Genomic DNA, 22412 nt, shown 5'->3' on the forward strand with positions numbered 1-22412 from the left:
ATGAATGATGAACGGGAAAAGGAGTTCTGAAGATGAACAAAATTGAAAATGACACGATTCTAAAAGCTTTCCGTGGGGAAAAGACAGATCATACCCCTGTCTGGTTTATGCGTCAGGCGGGGCGGTCGCAGCCGGAATATCGTAAACTGAAAGAAAAGTACTCATTATTTGAAATTACTCATGAACCTGAACTTTGTGCATATGTTACACGTCTTCCTGTCGAGCAGTACGGCGTGGACGCAGCGATTCTTTATAAAGACATCATGTCTCCTCTGCCTGCATTAGGTGTGGACGTGGAAATAAAAAAAGGCATCGGACCTGTTATTCATAATCCGACGAGGACGAAAGCGGATATTGAAAAGCTTGGGACGATAGATCCTGAAGACGATGTTCCCTATGTATTGGATACGATCCGTTTGTTGACGAAGGAACAGCTGACTGTTCCTTTGATCGGCTTTAGTGGGGCTCCATTTACATTGGCAAGCTACATGATTGAAGGCGGGCCTTCGAAAAATTACAATAAAACAAAATCCTTAATGTATAGTGAACCGATGACGTGGTTCGCTCTTATGGACAAACTTGCAGACATGGTCATCGCTTACGTGAAAGCGCAAGTAGCTGCAGGAGCAAGCGCGATTCAAATTTTCGATTCCTGGGTTGGATCTTTGAATGTTGAAGATTATCGGACCTATATCAAACCGGTCATGCAGAGGATCTTCTCTGAATTAAAAGAGGAAGGTGTGCCATTGATCACATTCGGAGTAGGGGCGAGACATTTGATCCACGAATGGGATGATCTACCTGTTGATGTGCTTGGCCTGGATTGGCGAACATCCATTACAGAAGCAAGAAACAAGGGCATCACTAAACCGTTGCAAGGAAACCTTGATCCTTCGACACTTCTGGCTGATTGGGATGTCATCGAGGAGAAGACGAAAAAGATTATTGATGAAGGTAGGCAGCATCCAGCCCACATTTTCAATCTCGGGCACGGAGTTACACCGGACATCAAACCGGAAACATTGAAGCGATTGACTCAATTCATTCATGAATATTCCAGGAACAATTAATCGGATTCATTAAAGATGAAGAGGTGAAGGAACATGGCAAAAAAACAAATGGGATTATTAGTAATGGCTTACGGGACGCCTTACAAAGAAGAAGACTTGGAGCGATACTATACACACATCCGACGCGGCCGCAAACCTTCAGACGAGATGCTGCAGGATCTGCGCGACCGTTATGATGCAATTGGAGGAATTTCACCACTTGCCCGTATTACAGATGATCAGGCAGAAGCGCTAAAAGATGCCTTGAATGAAAAGCAGGAAGGTATAGAGTTTAACGTATATCTCGGCTTGAAACACATTGAACCTTTCGTTGAAGATGCCGTTGCACAAATGGCTGAAGATGGGATTGAAGAAGCAGTCTCCATCGTCCTTGCTCCTCATTATTCCACGTACAGTGTGAAGTCTTACAATGGTCGTGCAAAAGAGGAAGCGGAAAAGCATGGCATCTCGATTCGTTCTGTTGAAAGCTGGTACGATGCGCCCGGCTTTATTGATTATTGGAAAGATGTCATCGAGGCAGAATACTCCAAGATGACGGAAGATGAGAAGGAAAAAGCCTGTCTAATCGTTTCTGCTCACAGCCTCCCGATGAAAATCCTGGAAGGGGGAGATCCTTATCCAGATCAACTCAAGAAGACAGCTGAGCTCATTTCTGAAGCTACAGGGATCGAGCAGTATGAAATTGGCTGGCAGAGTGAAGGGAATACTCCGGATCCTTGGATCGGTCCCGATGTCCAGGACTTAACGGAAGAGCTTTATCATGAAAAAGGATACCGGACATTTGTATATGCGCCTGTTGGTTTCGTTTCTGACCATTTGGAAGTTCTTTATGATAACGATTATGAATGTAAAGTCGTCTGTGATAAAGTTGGCGCCAATTATTATCGTCCGGAAATGCCGAACACACATCCGAAGTTTATCCGAACTCTGGCTGATGTGGTTATGGCAGAAGTGAAAGAGTAGATTCTCATGGGAGAATCTAAACGCGTCGTCGTAGTCGGTGGAGGAATCTCGGGGTTGAGCTCTGCCTACTACTTACAGAAGCAAGCACGGGAAAATGATTTGGCGTTGGATGTTCAATTAGTGGAAGGCAGTCATTCTTTAGGTGGTAAAATCCGTACCGTTCAAAAAGATGGCTACACGATTGAGCGCGGTCCTGATTCTTTTCTTGCACGTAAAGAAAGCGCCGGACGACTGGCTGAGGAAGTTGGGCTTGGTGACGAACTTGTCCCGAATGGCACCGGCCAATCCTACATTCTCGTCAACGGGAAACTTCATAAAATGCCAAGCGGATCTTTCATGGGAATTCCTACACGAGTCCGGCCCTTCCTTTTTTCGGGGTTGTTCAGCCCGGTAGGTAAAGCCAGAGCGGCCATGGATTTAGTGAAATCGAAAAAAACGGTGGACGGAGACCAGTCTCTTGGTTTGTTTTTCAGAAGAAGACTTGGAAACGAAGTTGTTGAGAACTTGATCGAACCTCTTCTGTCCGGCATTTATGCGGGAGATATTGATCGCTTAAGCCTGAAATCCACTTTTCCAAATTTCTACGACCTGGAGCAGGAGTATGGCAGTCTCATTAAAGGGCTCCGCCAAACCTACCCGATGAAAAAAACGAAAAAAGGCGAAAAGAAGCCGAGCATGTTCCGTACATTAAGAAACGGGCTCGGTTCTCTCGTTGAAGCTGTAGAAGAAAGCTTAGAACCTGGGACGGTTCATAAAGGTGTGAAAGTAGATCATATCGAAAAGAAAGACACAGGTTACCACCTTCTTATGAGCAATGGTACTGTCAAGGAAGCGGACGCTCTTATCCTTGCCGCCCCTCATTATTCCGTTCAGCGGATGCTATCTCAGTATGAGTTCTTAGAACCTTTCAAAGAAACCAATGCGACTTCTGTAGCGAATGTAGCCATGGCTTTTGATGCTTCGGCTATAAAGGAGGATATCGACGGTACCGGTTTCGTCGTTTCAAGAAACAGTGATTTCCGAATTACGGCCTGTACCTGGACTCATAAGAAGTGGCCACATTCAACACCGGAAGGGAAAGTTCTCCTAAGGTGTTACGTCGGAAAACCTTCTGACCAGGACGTTGTAAGTATGACGGATGAAGAAATAGAAGAAATCGTTTTAAAGGATTTGAATAAAACGATGAATATTACAGCCAAACCTGATTTCTCTGTTGTTACACGATGGTATGATGCGATGCCGCAGTATACGGTGGGGCATAAAGAGAGAGTCAATCATATTACCGAGCAGATGAAACAGGAACTTCCAGGGGTTTATATTGCTGGGGGTTCGTACCGGGGAATCGGTCTGCCGGACTGCATCGATCAGGGAGAAGCGGCTGTTCAACAAGTTATCAGTTATCTCTCCCCGTAAAAAAGGAAGCCCTTATGGAGCTTCCTTTTTTTGTTCATTAGGAGAAGAAATTTTTGAAACGTCATGATTTGAGCGTCATGATATTCATGAAATCTTGGATAAAGGCTTTACGATCGAAATCAATGATGATCTGATGCATTGGATACCCTTTTATATACTCGGGTACAGGACGGAAATCCGCATAAGTCAAGCCTTTGGAAGGGCCCAGGGCATTTACGCTTACTTGTCTGTTTACGACTTTATAGAAACCGGGATTCATGAGATAAGAAAATAATGTAACATCATGGAGTGGAGCACCATCGATGCCGGGGATGATGCTTTTATATTGGGTGCTATAGTAATCCATGAGGGTAAATAGGATACTTGAAAACGGCGTGTCGTTCTTTTCTGCCGCTATTTTCATATTGGCAAGAGGAATGACAGCATGGTTACTGACGTTCAAGGGAACAAAAGTGATTTTTTCACCATGAGAAGCTACAATCTTGGCAGCCTGAGGATCTCCATAGATATTAGCTTCGGCTACGGGAGTCCTGTTGCCGGGTACGAAAAATGCTCCCCCCATGACGAAGACATCTCCTGACTCCTCAATGTTACTCTCGGCTTGGATGTAAGTGAGAGCCAGGGAGGTCAGCCTGGACAGATTGATGATCGTTAAATCCTTTCCATATGTATTTATCAATTCGTACACTTTTTGAAAGGGCAGCACTTTTTTTGGCTGGATTTGTGGGACGATTTTACCGAGGCCATGAACACCATGAATATCAAAGAAAAACTCAGGATCCTCGCCTGTCAAAGGTTTTTCTGCGCCTTTAATGATGGGGATATGCTGTGCCCCTGCCAGCTGGAGGAGATACGCCGTATTCTTTAAAGCAATATCCTGACTTACGTTGCCGTACTCTGCTACAATCCCCACCACTTCGATTTTAGGATGGAGCAGAGCGTACATAATAGCAAAGGCATCATCGACGCCGGGATCTGCGATGATCAAAACTTTTTTCAATGCATCATCTCCCTATATTTTCCTATTACATATAATTATTTAAGATGTAATAAAAATATGTGTTTAGGAAATTAAGAGACAGGGAACTGTACACAATTTATGAAAGGGCTTGCAAGAATGCCGGATGATTAGTATGATTGAAATTGGAAACGTTTTCAAGAAAGCATCAAGGGGGAGTATTTATGGCTACGATTGAAGATGTAGCGAAACTGGCTGGATTATCGAGGACAACGGTCTCCCGAGTCATCAATGACCAGCCTTATGTGACAGATGAAAAACGGCAGCGGATCATTCAAGCCATGAACGATCTTGGATACGTCCCCAACTCTTCAGCGAGAAGACTTCGGAGTCAAAAGACGGAGACCATTGCTGTCCTCTTGCCACGATTGACGAACCCTTTTTTCGGTAATTTGATAGAGGCGATGGAAGAAAAGGCTTCCGAATGGGGGTATCAAGTGATCGTCTGCCAAACCCATGATTCTAAGAAAAAAGAGATGGATTACTTACAATTATTGAAGACGAAGCAAGTAGACGGGGTGGTGATGGCTTCTCTTGTGAATGACTGGGAGGATGTCCAATCCTTTTTAGATTGCGGGCCGATCGTTTTCTGTAATGAATATATGGACGAGTCTGGTGTTTCTATGATTCATATGGATCATAAACAAGCGTCTTATGAAGCGACTCTTCATCTTTTAGAGCAAGGATGTACGAATATTTCCTACGTAAGCGGCGGGCCGGAGAGCCACTTATCGCAAAAGAGAAAAGAAGGGTTTATTCAGGCATTATCTGAATATGGACTTTCTTTTCAAGAGAATTTAGCGATTGACTGGGCTGTAAATGTCAGTGATGGGCAAAAGGTTTTCCACATGATTAAAGAAGAAATGTCCCAAGTAGATGGAGTGTTCACGGGTTCTGACGAAGTGGCTGCGGGATTAATTTATGAGGCAAGTTCCTCATCTGACTGGGCCATACCCGATGATCTGGCAGTGGTGGGATTTGATAACCAGATGATTTCTTTACTGATGGTTCCGTCTGTGACCACGATTGAACAACCAGTGAAGCAAATGGCTGATAAAACGGTAGATGTGTTAATACAACAGCTTCTGCATCCAGGAGCTCTTGCGCCAAACCGATACATTTATCCACACCAACTGCTAGTAAGAGATTCTACGAAACGAAAAAAACTATCCATCCAGTAGCATTGTCTACAGGATGGATAGTTTTTTATTTGTATGGAAGGCTTTGGGGTAAGGTTGTTTGAAGTATTGGGTTTTAGAGGGACAGTAAACAAAAAAATAGCAGCTTTTTACAGCTGCTCCAAAACGAATGTTCTTTCTATAAGTTTTTGTGGAATACTAGACTTAGCGGGCAGGATGGTCGCACTCGTCGCAGATGTTACCGTAGCAGTCCGCTTTTTCCTGGATGACATTCCCACAGTTGGAGCAGTGCTTTTTCGGAAGGTTTCGGAAGAACTCAAGAATACTCATCATCTGTAAATCGCCTCCAATTAATTTTTAATGTAAAACCATTGTATTATAACAATATTCAGAAATCAACAATCTGTTATAAAACAATGTACAAATAGGCAAAAAGATTTAGGAGTGATCACAATGAAAGTGACAGTTATCGGATACTGGGGGGCTTACCCCGGAGCTGGAAGCGCGACTTCCGGGTATTTATTTGAAAAAGATGGGTTTACGATGCTCGTCGATTGTGGAAGTGGTGTTTTATCCCGTTTGCAGCAGTTCAAAAAGGTTGATGAGCTGGACGCAGTCGTTCTCTCCCATTACCATCACGATCATATAGCTGATGTGGGTCCGTTACAATATGCGATGCTTGTTCAAAATACCCTGGATGAAACGAATCATACTCTTCCTATTTATGGTCATAACGAAGAGAAGGGAAAGTTTGAAACGTTGACGCATCATTATACGAAAGGAATCGCTTATGATCCTCAGCAAACCTTGGAAGTAGGCCCTTTTTCCATTCAGTTTCAAAAAACAGAGCACCCTGTTCCCTGTTATGGTATGCGGATCTCTGATGGTGAGGACACGGCGGTTTATACAGCTGACACGAGCTATTTTAAAGGTTGGGCAACTTTTGCTAAGAATGCCGATCTTTTAATTACAGATACCAATTTTTATAAAGGGATGGATGGGAAGAAGGCTGGTCATATGACGAGTACGGAAGCAGGAACCATAGCTGAAGATGCTCACGTAAAAACCCTGTGGTTGAGCCACCTCCCTCATTTTGGACAGCTTACGAGGCTTCGTCAGGAGGCAGAGGATGTGTTCGGGGGGACGATTCAACTGGCAGACGAAGGATTGACCTGGAGTAAATGAATTGTTTCCTTCCCTTTAAACGATTACAATGGTACAGGGACTATACGGACTGAAAGGATGAGCACATATGCTTTTTATTGATCATGAGGGGATCAACGACCCTCGTATTAACCTGGCCATAGAAGAATATGCGTTAAAAAACCTTGATATTGACGAAACTTATTTGTTGTTCTATATCAATGAACCTTCCATCATTATTGGGAAGAATCAAAATACAGTCGAAGAGATTAATACGAACTATGTAGAGGATCATGGGATTCATGTCGTGCGTCGACTCTCTGGCGGTGGAGCAGTATATCATGACCTCGGGAACTTGAACTTCAGCTTCATTACAAAAGACGATGGTGACAGCTTTCATGATTTCGCGAAATTTACGAAACCTGTAACTGAAGCTTTGAAAAAATTAGGCGTGAATGCAGAGTTGTCAGGTCGTAACGATATTGTGGCGGAAGATGGTCGTAAAATATCCGGGAACGCCCAATTTTCCACACGGGGAAGAATGTTCAGCCATGGGACTCTAATGCTCGATTCTGAAATTGAGAACGTGGTTTCTGCTTTAAATGTGAAAACAGAGAAAATCAAGTCAAAAGGAATCAAGTCGATTCGCAGCCGAGTGGCTAACATTACCGAGTTTCTCGATGAAAAGATATCGATGGAGGAATTCAAACACTTGATTCTCCGTTATATATTCGATGTCGAGGACGTAAAGGATGTACCAAGCTATAAATTGACGGAAGAAGACTGGGAAAATATTTATCAGCTTTCGGAAGAGCGCTACAAAAATTGGGATTGGAATTATGGCAAATCTCCTAAATTCAATATTCAGCATACGAAACGGATTGAGGGAGCGGGTAGCTATGATATACGCCTCGATGTAGCCAAAGGACGGATTCAAGAATGCGAAAATTTTTGGAGACTTCTTTGGAGTAGGAGATATCAATGAAATCGAAGGCATTCTGATCGGAACGAAATACGAGCGCCAGGAGATTTCCGAAGCATTGGGCGATGTCGATGTTTCTCATTACCTTGGGAAAATAAGCAAAGAAGATTTTCTGGATATGATTTATTAATGCGAGAGACGGCCGTTAGAAGGCCGTCTTTTTTAACTTCAATTCATGAAGTGATAAACGACAAATCTTGCTAAAAAGTTTTCAGTATTTTATAATTATAGTGAAAATTATTAAAATGAATGATTATTCATTCATAATCAAGGGGGAGCATACATGAATTTAAGCGAACAACTGTCGCTTACAGCTCAGCGTCACCCCGCTAAAGCAGCCTACATATTTCAGGGCGAGCGGGTGAGTTATCAAGAGTTTGATGCAGCAGTCACTAAATTCGCTTCTACGTTGTCTGAGTCAGGATATGGGAAAGGAGATCATTTGGCGCTTGTAAGTGGGAATAGTCCGTTGTTTATGATAGGACTATATGGAGCCCTTCGTGCAGGCACTACAGTCATACCAATCAACCCTACCTACACCAGCGATGAAATGAAGTTCATTTTAAAAAATGGGGATGTTAAGGCTGTCATGACGATGGATGTTCTGATGGAGAAGTTCGATTGGATGGATCAAGAGCTTGATATTGTCCATTATTTCGTAGCTGATACAGGGTCAGGATTGAATGTGGAGACTTCTTCTATATACGGAAAAATGAAATCGTTTACAAAATCGGTGTCCGATGGGAATTTGAATTTTGAACCTCCTTCACTTGATGATCAGGACACAGGGGTTATTTTGTACACCTCAGGTACGACAGGAAAGCCTAAAGGTGCCATGCTTACTCACAAGAATCTTTACTCCAACGCCATCGATGTGGCCGACTACCTTCAAATAAATTCTGAAGACCGTGTCATTGCCACACTACCGATGTTTCACGTGTTTTGTCTGACCGTTTGTTTGAATGCGCCCGTCATGAATGGAGGAACGGTTCTTATCGTACCTAAGTTCTCTCCTCAAGAAGTGTTTGCAACGGCGGAAGAACATCAAGCGAGTGTTTTTGCAGGAGTCCCGACCATGTATAACTACCTCCTTCAGACTGGAAAAGACCAGGAACCCACGTTCCGTCACATGCGGTTATGCATTTCAGGTGGTTCTTCCATGCCGGTCGCTTTGCTGGAATCATTCGAAAAACAATTTGACGTCCGTGTCTCTGAAGGTTATGGACTTTCTGAAGCATCCCCTGTTACGGCCTTTAATCCACTGGACAGACCGAGAAAAGCTGGATCCATCGGACAAAATATTATGAATGTCGAGAATAAGGTTGTGGATGAGCTTGGAGAAGAACTTCCCGTCGGAGAAGTGGGTGAACTGATTGTTAAAGGCCCGAACGTCATGAAAGGGTATTATAAGCTTCCGGAAGAAACGGCTGTTACGATCCGGGATGGATGGTTATACACTGGGGATATGGCTCGCAGGGACGATGATGGTTATTTTTATATTGTGGACCGCAAAAAAGACATGATCCTTGTAGGTGGATATAACGTTTATCCAAGAGAGGTCGAGGAAGTGCTCTACCGTCACGAAGACGTAACAGAGGTGGCGGTTGTAGGAGCTCCAGATCCTGAATTAGGGGAGACGGTCATCAGTTTTGTCGTCTCGAGCCAGCCTTCTTTGACAGAGGCGCATCTTATTGAATATTGCCGTCAGCATTTAGCGAAGTATAAGGTACCTACCAAGATCGAATTCATGTCCGAACTTCCGAAGAACACGACCGGCAAGATCCTACGGAAAAATTTGCGTGAGCAACTGGCAAACTCTAAATGATATTGATAATATCGAAAGCTCAAAGCGTTCACGTCTTTGAGCTTTTTTTACCTTTAATATTTTGCAGGCCATAAGAGAAACAACTTTAGTTATGCCGCAAAAGGTTGTTTGCGGAAAATCGCAGACTAGAGGGTATTCTCTTACTAATATTACGGATCATCGGTGTTCTGAATATCACTCACTCGAATATTTCGAAAAAGAATAGGTCTGAAATCTCACCATCAAAAGTCCATGATGAAGGATTGATCTTTCACACGTGTGGGGCTGTTGTTTATTCGAAGGGTGAGTTGTCGCATGTCATTTATTAGAAAATTCGCACCGGTTTGCGGACCTCCGCAACGTTTTTTCGGTGAAGGTGGACCTTCGATGTATTACAATAGAAACAGATAAGCGGTGATGCTTATTTATCTCATAACTATTTATGATTTGGTTGTCATAAATAGGTCAGTAATTTTGTTACTGATGAGTGTCACGGAAAAGTCTTTCCTCTCAAAAGAACTTTTCCAACAATTTATTCCCTCACTCAAAAGTTAACCAGTCGTCTCTTTTGGCCCATGCTCCTCGAGCATGGGCACTTTTTTTGAGACTTTTTTAACTTCCTTCCTGACCCCATTAGAAAGAAGTTTACACTTACTCATTCAAAAGTAGCCCCTTGCCCTATACCATCCTTGGAAGAAGTCTCGTAGTAGTGGAGAGTAGATTTACCTTCCTCTAAGTGTACCTTTCGAAAGGTCTTATACTATAAACAGATGCTGTGCAGGACTAAAAATGTTCGCTTTTCTCTAAATCGAATAGCCCTATAGGATAAGAAGAGAGGTTAGCTCATACAGAACTCTAGATTGTGGAAGCTTATTATGCCTTCACAGGAAAGCAAGGAGCTCCCCGCCCCCCTTATTCAAGTCGCTCAGTAGTGAACGTCTATGGTATGCTGAAATTCCTTGCGTTATGTGGAGTAATGTTTCGAATGATGAATGTCATGCATTCTAGTATTAGTTACAATACTCCGGTGGTCCCTACAAACGCATCAACCTCGGAGTCTCTCACCACCGTATTTGAAGGTTCAGTTTTGAGGGAACACGCGTTAAAATAATACCTTTGTTGAGTGTTTTGTATATACGTAAAGGATAGGGATGAAAATAAATGAAAGAATAATGGAAAGGAGCTTCAGAATGGAGAAGAAGTTAGAAGGGCATGTGGCCCTTGTTACAGGTGCAAGTCGCGGACAGGGAAGAGCAATCGCAGAATATTTGTTATCACTCGGTGCTTCTGTTGCATTTGCCGCACGACGCCTCGAGTCGGCTGAAGAAATCGTAGCATCTACCGGTTCTTCACAAGCCATGGCCGTACAATTGGATGTAACTAAAAATCAGCAATGGGAGGAGGCAGCAGCTGAGGTTGTTAAAAGGTTTAATCGCTTGGATATTCTTGTGAATAACGCCGGCCGCTTAATTCGGAAGCCATTTCGGGAGATGAAAATCGAAGAATATGAGCAGTTGATTCAGGTGAATCAACTGGGAGTTTTCTTTGGAATGCAGGCCGTTATTCCTTACATGACCGAGCAGGGAAGGGGGTCTATTGTGAATAATTTATCCATATCTTCTTTTGCTCCCATCCGTCAATCTTCTGCTTATGCAGCAACCAAGGCTTCTGTCGTGGCGATGTCTAAGGCTGCTGCAATTGAACTCGGTCCATCAGGTATTCGTGTCAATATGATTCACCCTGGCGGAATTGAAACGGAAATGGCAACCGAAGGAAAAGGAGTGCCGGAATTCTATGATACAATCCCGCTTGGAAGAATCGGTCAGCCACTTGAAATCGCCAAAGCTGTTGCTTTTCTAGCCAGTGACGACAGCTCTTATTGCACAGGTACGGAAGTGGTGGTAGACGGGGGCATGACGTTAGGAACAGCAGATCAGTAGTCAGTCCGGCTTTTTATACGTAATCATGAACTCCTGATTGGTAAGATAAAAGTCTCTTTCTGGTCGTCTTTGTAACAAATGATGGTTTTCAAGCTTATAATAATTTATCCGCTTATAAGGATCATTATCTATAATAGGGGGTTCTTGTGTCAGCCTCATATATTGGTCGACTGCATGTTGAACAAGGTCCAGGTCCAATGCCAAGTCCTGGTCCTCTTCTTCGAACAATTCATAGGTTTCCCGGGACATGTAGAAGTTTTGGATAGGAATTGCCTGTAAATACGGGGCTAAAAGCTCATAATCCAACGACAGATCTTCTTTAATGATGACACTTAAAGGAACATCATTCGGTTTGGCATCCGCATATGCGTGGACCGCTTTTCGAACGTCGTGGATGGATAAATCCTTTTTCTCCAGCTTTGGCTTTTTATTTTTTCGGCTCCACATGATACATTCCTCCTGAATGAAATTTTACTTGAGAGGTGTTTTGAATGAAAAATCAACCGGTTCAGCCTGAACTCGATTTTTTCACTTTACTAAATCCTGATTTTGGACGTCATGAAGAAAAGGGGATGGAGAAAGAGAAGAAAGAAGAACAAGTGTAATTGTAGTATAACAGAATTGTCATAATGAAACATTTTTTAAGAATGTTTAGACTTTTGATGGATGATTTGGTAAATTAAAGAAGATGAGCGGTAAGTTCGACCTAATCGTAGAGCTGCCGCCACTTGAAATGAAAGAGGTGTTGAAGTGGATGACTTATGTTGATGGAAAAGAATACGAGATTAACCCGCAAACGATCGCTCTTGTAGCCACCACGAATGATGATGGACAGGCTCAGACGGAAGTCATTGAGACGGATGAGCGATTTGTTATTTCGAAGTGCCCGAGTGATCTTGTCGATCAATCCTGCCGCTATTTTGCCAGTAGTCTTGACGGCCGCATTGCCGGCACTAAACAACTGACCGGCTACACACATAAACCCCCGATTGTCATATCAGAAGTGATGGGCATTTATTTCTTCCCAATCATCTCCCCTAAACGAAAAGACTGCTCCTGGATTGCCCATAAATATATCCGCTCCTATTATGGTGAACCGAATAAAACGACGACCGTACAATTTGGAAATAATAGGACGGTAAACCTTCCTGTCTCTGATGGTATGTTTGCCAATCAAGTCCAGCGCACGGCTCATTTGCGCGTCATTCTGGAAGACCGCTCCCATTCGATAGCTGCGGTTGATCATCGTGCTGAACGGATTGCTGAGACCTTCTCATAAGCTCAAATAAAATGTTTTCTACTTTTTTCCGGATGGCTGGATTGAAATAATTGCGTTTTTCTTCATAGCCGTGGGCTAAAAAAAGGAAAGAAGTAAAAGAATCGTTTCTGCCCGATTCAACCACTTGCAATTTCATATGATCCATGCGCTTTCTTAGTTCTTTCCGTTCTTTCCTCGCTTCAAGTTCCATTTTTCCGAGCATTTCCATGTACGGCTCCTTGATTTTGAATTTTCCTTGCTCCATGTGCTTCCGATCCTGTCGGATGACTGTGATCGCCATAGATAAAAACAAATACCGGGAAGCGAGATCCAACTCATTTTGCTTTAGATACCTCATGTCATTCTCCTCCGAGTGCGAACAAGTGTTCTTATTCTGTATTATACCACGGAATGTTCCTTTATATGCAAGGTCATTTTAAAAAAGGTTGAAAGTGGCAGGAACGGGAAATGCTAGATAGCAGTTCATCTACTGGTAGGCATGGAGCGGGTTTTCAGATAAAATAAAGAAAAGCCTACACTGGTTGCTAGTGTACATAAGGAGCAGCATCATGGATTCAGTGTTTGAAAAAATCAACCAATGGCGTCATTTAGCGGAAAATGATCAATTATTTGATTACATCATCAGACAGCTTGAAGGATTGGAAAGGTTCGGCCCAATCCCGGGCATCCTATTTCCTCTGATCGAAGCATTTCTTCCGATTTTGCCACTTGTCGCTTTTGTTTTAGCAAATGCCGTGGTGTACGGGTTGTTTAAAGGGTTTCTTTACTCATGGCTCGGGGCTGTCTTCGGATCTTTGTGCGTATTCTTCATTATTCGCAGATTAGGCGACAAGCGTTTGTTCAGGAAAGTTACTAGGCAGAAGCAGGTGAAGAAAGTGACGAAGTGGGTGGAAGAGCATGGATTTGGCCCCCTCTTTTTGCTGATGTGTTTCCCTTTTTCACCGTCATCGATCATCAATGTCGTTTCAGGGTTATCCAATGTCAGTCGGCAGCAGTTTATCTTAGCCGTTCTTTTAGGCAAAGCCGTCATGATATTTACGATTGCATATGTAGGGTCGAGTATTGCATCATTTGCCCAGAATCCGGTGAAATCGATTGTGGTCGGCGTCTGCATTCTGCTATTTTGGGTGTTAGGAAAATATATTGAGAAGAGAATACAAATAAAAGCGGAGCGGAAAGCGCAAAGTGGGGATTAAGTTTGTGCCGCCAGGGGTAAAATGTTTGTAGTATAGTACCTGGAGGCGCAAACGATGAAAAAATATAAAAGAGCGATCAGAACGGTAGTCATCGCCCTGATCCTTGCTTTTATCTTCCGTTCTTATTTATTCGCAAGCTACATTGTAGATGGTGAATCGATGGAACCGACGCTCTTCGACGGCAATTTATTGATGGTGAATAAGGCTGTCTATGATTGGCAGGAAATCGACCGTCAGGAGGTTATCGTATTTCACGCCAATGAAGAAGAAGACTATGTAAAGCGTGTCATTGGAATCGGCGGGGATGAAATCACCGTATCCAATGATCAGTTATACATTAATGGAGAACGTGTGGATGAAAGCTACCTCGATCCCCTCCGCCCTGAAGATGGGCTGCCATTTACGGAGGACTTTACTTTGGAAGATGCTACCGGCCATAAGAAAGTTCCTGAAGGTCACCTTTTCGTGATGGGTGACAACCGGCGGGACAGCCTGGATAGCCGTTACTTCGGATTTGTGCCTGTGGAGACCGTGGTCGGAAAAGTAGATGTCCGCTACTGGCCCATGAACCAGCTCGGCGTGCAGTTCTAAAAAAGCAACCGTCCTCAAGGGACGGTTTTTTTATGCCTATCGTAAATTAATCATAGGGCATATTCTTGAAGACTCGATATTGGGACTCTAGGATGTGGGTTCGTGGCTTCTGTAAACGGCCCGCTTCCCGTGGGCGGGTGCTGATCCTCCTCGAGTTAACGCTCTCCGAGGTCTCACCTGGCCCTCAGCTCCCACAGAAAGCGAGCCGTACCCCGTAACTCCCATCCACGTAACAGAAGTTTCGAAACTGAATCTTCAAGAACAGGGATTGGTGAGGAGCGGGAAATCATCATAAATGGGGCAAAAATGATAAAATAAATACAGAATGAGAAAGAAAGGAGCGGTCGGTATGGGGCTGCGTTTTTTGCTCGGGCGTTCAGGAGCAGGAAAAAGTACGCAATGTTTAAATGAAATAGAATCAAAGTTGAAAAAGGACCCGCAAGGACCGGCGATCATTTACATCGTTCCCGATCAGATGACCTTCCAGCAGGAATACGGCCTTCTGAAAAGAGAAGGCGTGGAAGGATCGATCCGTGCCCAAGTCTTCAGTTTTTCACGTCTGGCCTGGCGTGTACTCCAGGAAACCGGTGGAGGGACAAAGAAATTCATCACGTCGACCGGAGTTCAGATGATGCTTCGCAAAATTGTGGAAGAAAGGAACTCAGATTGGCGCGTTTTCCAAAAGGCCATTGAAAAACAGGGATTCATTGAGCAACTGGAGGGGATGATTACAGAATTTAAGCGGTACAGGGTCACGCCTGAAGACCTTCAGGCTCAAATGGATGCCCTGGATCAATTCGTTCATTCGACGGGCCAGGAGCAGGGACTGAGAGATAAGCTGGATGATTTGACGTATATTTATGAACGTCTAATAGAGGCGCTGAAGGAGCAGTACATAGATAGTGAGGATCAGCTCCAGCTCCTTGCCAGCAAGATTCCGGAAGCCTCTTTTCTAGAGGGAGCAGAAGTGTACATCGACGGGTTCCACAGTTTCACCCCTCAGGAGTATCAAGTCATTGAAGTTCTGTTAAGGAAAGTGAAGCGTGTCCATATCACGTTGACCACAGAAGAGCCTACCGGAGAAGAGAACCCTGAGCTCGATCTGTTTCACGAAACGAAACAAACTTATCTGGACTTGAAAAAAGTTTGCGAAGAGGCCGGGGCACGCCTGGAAAAAACAGAGGTGCTTGATCACAGCTCGGGACGAATGAAAGACCGCCCGGCATTCCGGCATTTAGAAAAATATTATGATATGCGGCCGGCTCCTGCGTTTGAAGACGAAGCTCCTATTCAAATTGCAGAAGCCGTTCATCCGCGTGCAGAGGTCGAAGGGGTGGCACAGGAAATTCTCCATCTCGTTCGTGAACAAGGCTACCGTTACCGGGATATGGCTATCTTGATGCGTGAGCCTGAGGTTTATCACAGCCTGATCGAGACACTCTTTGAAGATTATGATATTCCTGTCTTTATCGATGAAAAAAGGACGATGTTAAACCACCCTGTGATTGAGCTTGTCCGATCAGGGCTTGATGCAGTTGAAGGTAACTTCCGGTATGATGCGGTCTTTCGTTTGTTGAAAACTGGATTTATTCCAGCTGCTGACCGGTCCTACCCCCTGACAGAAGATGCCATCGACGAACTGGAAAATTATGTCCTTGAGTACGGCATCCGGTCCCGCAGTCAATGGTTCTCAGAAGAACCATGGGTTTACCAGCGTTTCCGCGGGTTTGAACAATCCGCTCAAACGGATGAAGAAAAAGCAAAACAGAAGCGGATCAATGCCTATCGTGAACAAGTGAGAAAAGCTCTTCAACCGTTTGATGAATCGTTAAGAGACGCTGAAACGATCGAAGAACGGGCGCGGGTGATTTACCAATGGATGGAAGGTCTTCATGTTCCAGAACAGCTTGAATCATGGCGGACCTTTTATGATGAGAAAGGTGAAATAGAGCGGGGGCGAGAACAGGAGCAGGTGTGGGATGATTTTCTCCAGCTGCTTGATGAAATGGTTGAAATGGCGGGAGATGAAAAGATGTCTCTCCAAGTCTTTCGGAGTACGATCGATAGTGGGTTGGAATCTTTAACGTTCGCTCACGTGCCACCCAGCATGGATCACGTCATCGTCGGAAGTGTCGATCGTTCGAGGATGACGGGTGTTAAAGTTTCGTTTCTCCTTGGGGTAACCGATGGGATGTGGCCGATGAAGCCCCCGAGCGACGGCATGATTTCCGAGCAGGAGCGTTCACTGCTCGCAGAGCATGGCATTCAACTGGCCGATGGCAGCAATCGTCAGCTATTGGATGACCGGTTTTATGTGTATCTGGCTCTGACAATGGCGGCTGATCGTTTGTGGGTCAGCTATCCACTTAGTAATGAAGAAGGGAAGTCGAAAGTCCCTGCCACCCTCATTCAACGGATGGAGGAATTGTTCCCGCGGGCAAAGGAACATGTCCTTTTACAGGATCCTGATGATTTGTATGAAGCTGAGCGGTTCATTACCAACCCTCAAAAGACAAGGTCGGCCCTCACTTCTCAGTTTGCTCGATATTTGAAAGGGTACAAGATGAAGCCTGTATGGTGGGGTTTGTTGAACTGGTATATCGGAAATGAACCGTCTCATGGGTTGACGAACCGTGTCCTTCAAAGTCTTTTTTACAAAAACAAGCCCGTGCCCCTCTCTAAGGATACGACGGGTCAGCTGTTTGACAAACAGGTCAAAACAAGTGTTTCCCGCTTGGAAACTTACCACCGTTGTTCTTATCAATATTTTGCCCAGCACAGCCTCGGGCTTGAAGAACGAAGGACTTATAAACTCGACGCCCCTGATATCGGACAGTTGTTCCATGAAGCGCTGAAGCAGATTACAGAGTGGGTCCAGGCGGAAGGTCGCGATTTTTCTCAACTGGGGCGTCAGGAGACGAATCAGTACGCAGAGAAAGCAACGAATGCTTTGGCGCCTGTGTTACAAAACCAGATTTTGAAAAGCTCAAACCGTTATCAGTACATCCAGAAGAAATTGCAGCAGGTCATCGCTAGAGCAACATTTGTTCTCAGTGAGCAGGCGAGGAAAAGCAGTTTTTCTCCCGTAGGTCTGGAACTTGGGTTCGGGACGGGTGGCGATGCCAAACTACCGCCATTATCCTTTGATCTGCCCAATGGGTATGAACTGATGCTACGCGGCCGAATCGACCGTGTGGATAAAGCTTTGTCAGAAGAGGATCTGTTTCTGCGGATCATTGATTATAAATCCAGCAGCAAGGGGCTCAGTCTTGTCGATGTCTTTTATGGATTGTCCTTGCAGATGCTTGCTTATTTGGATGTTGTCCTGACAAACGCTGAACAGTGGCTTGGCAAGAATGCTTCCCCTGCAGGGGTGCTGTATTTCCACGTGCACAATCCAATGATTACAGGGAAGCAGCTTCTTCAGGATGATCAAATTGAAGAAGAAATCTTCAAGAAGTTCAAAATGCAAGGGCTGCTATTGGAAAATGAACGTGTTGTCCAAATGATGGATACCGGTCTTGATAAAGGATACAGTCAGATCATTCCCGCAGCTTTAAAAGCGAAAGGCGGTTTCTACAAAAGTTCAAAAACAGCGGACGAAGAACGCTTTGACCAATTGAAGCAGTACATCCGAGGATTGATGACCGAAGCAGGAACAAAAATTACCGACGGTGCAGTTGACCTTGATCCTTTCCAAAAAAGTCAGCAAGTTGCCTGTGAGTTTTGTTCTTATCGTCCGGTCTGCCAGTTTGACCCTACACTAGAAGACCACAACTATCGCAAGCTTCAGGACATGAAAGACGAAGACGTTCTGGAGAGGTTATCAAAAGGGAAGGAGGATGCTTCATGGTAAGTTGGACCAAAGAACAGGAACGGGCGATTTATTCCCATGGATCGAACATCCTTGTAGCTGCCGCTGCCGGATCGGGGAAAACCGCCGTCCTTGTAGAACGTATCATTCAAAAACTTCTCCATAAAGATGATCCAGCCGATATTGATTCACTGCTTGTCGTAACTTTCACGAATGCAGCGGCTCAGGAAATGAGGAACCGTGTAGGGCATGCGTTAGCGAAGGCTTTAGAAGATAACCCTGGTTCCCACCATTTGAAAAAACAACTTTCATTGCTTCAGAACGCTTCCATTTCTACACTGCACTCCTTTTGTATGGAAGTCGTGCGGCGTTATGCTTACCTATTGGATTTGGATCCAGGCTTCCGAATTGCTGACACGGTTGAATCGGATTTGATCCAGCAGGAAGTCCTGGAAGATTTGTTTGAGGACTGGTACGGAAAAGAAGGGGAAGAACAGCTGCGTTTCTTCGATGTCGTGGAGCGTTTTTCCAGCGATCGAAGTGACTTGGATGTAGAAAAGCTCGTGCTTGATTTGTATACATTCGCCACACAAAATCCTTGGCCGGACGCCTGGATCGACCAAATGGTTGGAATGTACAAGGTGAATGATGTTGAAAAAGAAGAAGATTTGCCATGGCTGGAGCTCTTGAAACAAGAAGTGAAAAGTCAGCTGAAAGCAATGGAAACAGAAGCGAATCAAGTATTGGAAATCACGAGGGAAACGGATGGTCCTTACGCTTATGCGGAGACAGCAGAATCCGATCTTGAAATGATCCATCAGGCTAAAGGAGCACTAGCTCATTCCTGGGCGGAAATGCAGAGTTTTATGGCCGGACAAAAGTTCGCCACGCTATCCCGGAAGAAGATGGATTGTTCTGCCGAAAGAAAAGAACAGGCGAAGAAAATACGTGATCGTTATAAAAAGCGATGGAACGATGTGCGTGACGAATGGTTTTCCCGTTCCCTTGACAGCTATTTGAAAGATATGCAGGATCTGCACCCTGTGATGGAGCAGTTGGGGGTTATCGTTAAGGATTTCAAAGGAAGGTACGAACAGCTGAAAAAAGAAAAAGCGATTGTCGACTTTTCTGACTTGGAGCACTATTGCCTTCGTATTCTCCTTGATGAAACTGCGACACCTTCAGAGCTTGTCCCATCAGCTGTAGCGGAAAGTTTCCAGAAACAGTTTTCCGAGGTGTTGATTGATGAATATCAAGATACAAACCTCGTACAGGAGACATTGTTGAGGCTGTTGACCGAAGGTGAAAACGCAGGCCACCTTTTTATGGTCGGTGATGTGAAACAGAGTATATATCGCTTTCGTCACGCAGAGCCCTCCTTGTTCCTGAACAAATACAAGCAGTATGGAAACGAAACAAATCGGGGGGAGCGGATCGACCTTGCCCGGAACTTCCGAAGTCGTAAGCAAGTGTTGGATGCGACGAACTACATCTTCCGTCAAGTACTTGATGAAGAAGTCGGGGAGATGGAATACGAAAAGGAAGCTGAACTTATTTACAGCAACAAGATTTATGATGAGTTGACAGCTGACGATGCGGATGCAGAATTGTATCTTATTGACAGAGAAGCACAGGAAAATGAAACGAGCGAGGATGAAGGCTATAAGGATTTAGAGAAAGCACAGCTTGAAGCCCGTGCCTATGGAAAAATGATTCGAAAATGGCTCGGATATGAAGGGGAAGAACCCCTTCAGGTCGTGGATAAGGAAACGGGAACCAAGCGGCCGCTGCAGTACAGGGATATCGTCATTTTAATGCGTTCGATGACGTGGGCTTCCACAATCGTGGATGAACTGAAGCAGCAAGGTATTCCGGTCTATGCAGAGCTTTCCACCGGATATTTTGAAGCGATAGAAATCAAAGTGATGTTGAGTCTTTTGAAGGTGATCGACAACCCGATGCAGGATATTCCGCTGGCTTCCGTGCTCAAATCACCAATAGTAGGTCTCAACGAAGATGAGCTGGCGAAAGTACGGCTTGCGAAAAAACGGGCAACTTATTATGAAGCGATGCAGGCTTATGTTGTGAAGGATGAGCTGGGCCGTAAAGTGGAAGAATTTCTTAAACAGTTGCAGACGTTCAGGGAAAGAGCAAGGCAAGGAGCTTTATCAGAACTCATTTGGGATATCTTCCGTGATACAGGGTATTATGATTTTGTCGGCGGGATGCCAGGTGGCCGACAACGCCAGGCGAACTTACGGGCGCTGTATGACCGTGCCCGCTCTTATGAAGCGACCTCTTTCCGTGGTTTATTCCGTTTTCTACGTTTTATTGAACGGATGGAAGAACGTGGGGATGACCTTGGGGCAGCCCGTGCGCTTGGAGAGCAGGAGGATGTCGTCCGTATTATGACCATTCATAAAAGTAAGGGATTGGAGTTTCCGGTCGTCCTTCTCGGTGCGATGGATAAACAGTTCAATATGATGGATTTGAAAAACCGTTATTTGCTGCATAAAGATTATGGGTTCGGCACCCGATATATTGATCCTGAAAAACGGCTGATGTATCCGACGCTTGCTTACCACGCATTGAAAGAAGCGAAGCGGAGGGAACTTTTAGCTGAAGAAATGAGAGTTCTTTACGTGGCCTTGACCAGAGCGAAGGAGAAGCTTGTCATGGTAGGCAACGTCGCTTCTTTTGAAAAAAAGCGGGAGAAATGGCAGTCCTTTGCGGAAACAAGGGAATGGGTGCTTCCACCGCATGATCGATTGGAAGCAAAATCATACTTGGACTGGGTCGGACCAGCACTGGTAAGGCATCAGCACACAAGTGACCTCCGAGGAGATGTGGAGGTGGTGACTGCTGAAGAGATCCGGTATGATGAATCCCAGTGGCGGGTACACATTGCTCATGGGAGTGAGTTTACGGTCCTTGATGAAGTGAAAGAACAAAGGGATGAGCAGCTAAAGCAGGCGGTTCAGAAATGGCAGACTATCGAAGTTACTGAGCCAGTTGATGAGTCTTATGTGGAACGTCTGGATTTTGTATATCCTTATGACAAAGCCGCCCATACCCGAGCCAAACAGACGGTGACAGAAATCAAGCGTCAGCGCGAAACAAAAGATGAGTATTCCAGCGATCAACTGCTTATTCCTTACCGGGCACCTATCGTTAAAAGGCCGCGTTTTATGCAGGAGGAAAAAAAGCTGACGGCTGCTGAACGAGGAACAGCGATGCACAGCGTCATGCAGCACATCCCTTTCACGAAAGAGTGGTCGGCTGGTGAAGTGGAAGAGTATGTGGAACAATTGGTTCTCAAAGAAGTGCTGCGCCGGGAAGAGGCGGATGTCATCGATTTTCAAGCCGTCGCAGACTTTTTCAAGACGGATATTGGCCAATATGTGCTGAACTCTGATCAAATTGAAAGAGAAGTTCCTTTCAGTCTTACTCTGCCCGCCCATGAAGTTTATGCTGAATGGGAAGAAGAGACCGATGAACAAGTTTTCATCCAAGGGGTTGTCGATGCCATCATCCCTTATGAAGACGGCTGGATGATCCTTGATTATAAATCCGATGGTCTCCCGGAAAACTCAAACGACGTCTCGATAAAGCTGGCGGACAGATACCGGACACAGTTGAGTCTGTATCAAACCGCTTTGGAGAAGATTTGGAAACAGCCTGTCCGTAAAAGTTGTTTGTATTTCTTTGAGGGATCGATGATCGTGGAGGTTGATACTCATGGAGGAAACCTGTGATTTATGTTCCCGCACCCCGGTCAAAACGACGGAACATCACTTGATTCCGAAGCAGTTCGGCGGGGTGGAAGGACCAACGGCTATGTTGTGCGGGGCTTGCCATCGCCAAATCCACGCGTTGTTCACAAATGAAGAACTGGCAGCCTTTTACCATAGCCTGGAACGTCTTCGGGACCATCCGGATATGCAGAAATACTTGCGATGGGTGAAGAAACAGGACCCGGAAAAAAGAATCCCGACAAGAAAATCAAATCGAAGAAAGCGAAAATGAAAAACGGACACACCAGTGTCCGTTTTTTTAAAAC

Annotated in this window: 17 protein-coding genes and 1 pseudogene; 14 read left to right on the top strand and 4 right to left on the bottom strand. The window is 44.8% G+C overall.

The genetic code is table 11. The annotated features are described in order from the left end of the window. The first annotated feature begins 32 nt into the window (after window positions 1-32). Genes hemE through hemY form a run of 3 tightly spaced genes read left to right on the top strand, consistent with a single transcriptional unit; the run spans window position 33 to window position 3446 of the window. Window positions 33-1070, top strand: a complete 1038-nt coding sequence (hemE, locus tag ACXADE_RS05630) for a uroporphyrinogen decarboxylase (RefSeq protein WP_474979510.1) — start codon at window positions 33-35, stop codon at window positions 1068-1070. A 33-nt stretch (window positions 1071-1103) separates the two neighbouring features. Then, complete coding sequence (gene hemH, locus ACXADE_RS05635; protein WP_474979511.1) at window positions 1104-2033, top strand: ferrochelatase; 930 nt, start codon at window positions 1104-1106, stop codon at window positions 2031-2033. Window positions 2034-2039: 6 nt separating this feature from the next. Next, complete coding sequence (gene hemY / locus ACXADE_RS05640; RefSeq protein ID WP_474979512.1) at window positions 2040-3446, top strand: protoporphyrinogen oxidase; 1407 nt, start codon at window positions 2040-2042, stop codon at window positions 3444-3446. Between the two features lie 61 nt (window positions 3447-3507). Here the strand turns inward: hemY and ACXADE_RS05645 are convergent, their stop codons facing one another. Further along, window positions 3508-4446 carry a nucleoside hydrolase gene (locus ACXADE_RS05645; RefSeq protein ID WP_474979513.1) on the bottom strand — a complete coding sequence of 313 codons (939 nt, stop codon included), beginning with the start codon at window positions 4444-4446 and terminating at the stop codon, window positions 3508-3510. 182 nt (window positions 4447-4628) lie between these two features. Between ACXADE_RS05645 and ACXADE_RS05650 the strand changes: the two genes are divergently transcribed. Continuing rightward, on the top strand, window positions 4629-5645 hold the full coding sequence (locus ACXADE_RS05650; protein ID WP_474979514.1) for a LacI family DNA-binding transcriptional regulator: 1017 nt from the start codon (window positions 4629-4631) through the stop codon (window positions 5643-5645). A 162-nt stretch (window positions 5646-5807) separates the two neighbouring features. Here the strand turns inward: ACXADE_RS05650 and yhfH are convergent, their stop codons facing one another. Then, on the bottom strand, window positions 5808-5936 hold the full coding sequence (yhfH, locus tag ACXADE_RS05655; protein WP_474961567.1) for a protein YhfH: 129 nt from the start codon (window positions 5934-5936) through the stop codon (window positions 5808-5810). 120 nt (window positions 5937-6056) lie between these two features. On the opposite strand from yhfH, the gene ACXADE_RS05660 reads away from it, so the two are divergent. The 4 genes and pseudogenes from ACXADE_RS05660 to ACXADE_RS05675 all read left to right on the top strand — a co-directional run bounded on the left by ACXADE_RS05660 (window position 6057) and on the right by ACXADE_RS05675 (window position 11472). Then, window positions 6057-6788, top strand: coding sequence for an MBL fold metallo-hydrolase (locus tag ACXADE_RS05660; protein WP_474979515.1), 732 nt, complete (start codon window positions 6057-6059; stop codon window positions 6786-6788). 67 nt (window positions 6789-6855) lie between these two features. Then, a pseudogene (locus tag ACXADE_RS05665) lies at window positions 6856-7858 on the top strand (lipoate--protein ligase). 153 nt (window positions 7859-8011) lie between these two features. Further along, window positions 8012-9553: a fatty acid--CoA ligase family protein gene (locus ACXADE_RS05670; RefSeq protein WP_474979516.1), complete on the top strand. Its 1542-nt coding sequence runs from the start codon at window positions 8012-8014 to the stop codon at window positions 9551-9553. A gap of 1169 nt (window positions 9554-10722) precedes the next feature. Beyond that, the gene (locus tag ACXADE_RS05675; protein WP_474979517.1) at window positions 10723-11472 is read left to right on the top strand and encodes an SDR family NAD(P)-dependent oxidoreductase; all 750 of its coding nucleotides are present in this window, start codon (window positions 10723-10725) and stop codon (window positions 11470-11472) included. On the opposite strand, the gene ACXADE_RS05680 is transcribed toward ACXADE_RS05675, so the two are convergent. Then, complete coding sequence (locus ACXADE_RS05680) at window positions 11473-11919, bottom strand: DUF3939 domain-containing protein (RefSeq protein WP_474979518.1); 447 nt, start codon at window positions 11917-11919, stop codon at window positions 11473-11475. Between the two features lie 241 nt (window positions 11920-12160). On the opposite strand from ACXADE_RS05680, the gene ACXADE_RS05685 reads away from it, so the two are divergent. Beyond that, a complete protein-coding gene (locus tag ACXADE_RS05685) occupies window positions 12161-12751 on the top strand; it encodes a competence protein ComK (protein WP_474979519.1) in 591 nt (196 codons plus the stop codon). Here the strand turns inward: ACXADE_RS05685 and ACXADE_RS05690 are convergent. After that, window positions 12675-13088: a YhjD family protein gene (locus ACXADE_RS05690; protein ID WP_474979520.1), complete on the bottom strand. Its 414-nt coding sequence runs from the start codon at window positions 13086-13088 to the stop codon at window positions 12675-12677. The two genes, ACXADE_RS05685 and ACXADE_RS05690, sit on opposite strands and share 77 nt — an antisense overlap. 211 nt (window positions 13089-13299) lie before the next feature. Here ACXADE_RS05690 and ACXADE_RS05695 point away from each other — a divergent pair, with 211 nt between their 5' ends. The 5 genes from ACXADE_RS05695 to ACXADE_RS05715 all read left to right on the top strand — a co-directional run bounded on the left by ACXADE_RS05695 (window position 13300) and on the right by ACXADE_RS05715 (window position 22378). Continuing rightward, on the top strand, window positions 13300-13947 hold the full coding sequence (locus ACXADE_RS05695) for a TVP38/TMEM64 family protein (RefSeq protein ID WP_474979521.1): 648 nt from the start codon (window positions 13300-13302) through the stop codon (window positions 13945-13947). Window positions 13948-14001: 54 nt separating this feature from the next. Further along, window positions 14002-14538, top strand: a complete 537-nt coding sequence (lepB, locus tag ACXADE_RS05700; RefSeq protein ID WP_474979522.1) for a signal peptidase I — start codon at window positions 14002-14004, stop codon at window positions 14536-14538. A 349-nt stretch (window positions 14539-14887) separates the two neighbouring features. After that, a complete protein-coding gene (gene addB, locus ACXADE_RS05705) occupies window positions 14888-18394 on the top strand; it encodes a helicase-exonuclease AddAB subunit AddB (RefSeq protein ID WP_474979523.1) in 3507 nt (1168 codons plus the stop codon). Continuing rightward, on the top strand, window positions 18388-22107 hold the full coding sequence (gene addA / locus ACXADE_RS05710) for a helicase-exonuclease AddAB subunit AddA (RefSeq protein WP_474979524.1): 3720 nt from the start codon (window positions 18388-18390) through the stop codon (window positions 22105-22107). The genes addB and addA overlap by 7 nt, the downstream gene beginning before the upstream one ends. Then, window positions 22091-22378 carry an HNH endonuclease gene (locus ACXADE_RS05715; protein ID WP_474979525.1) on the top strand — a complete coding sequence of 96 codons (288 nt, stop codon included), beginning with the start codon at window positions 22091-22093 and terminating at the stop codon, window positions 22376-22378. The genes addA and ACXADE_RS05715 overlap by 17 nt, the downstream gene beginning before the upstream one ends. The last annotated feature ends 34 nt before the right edge of the window (window positions 22379-22412 follow it).

The organism is Halobacillus sp. ABR2_026, from assembly GCF_056158545.1.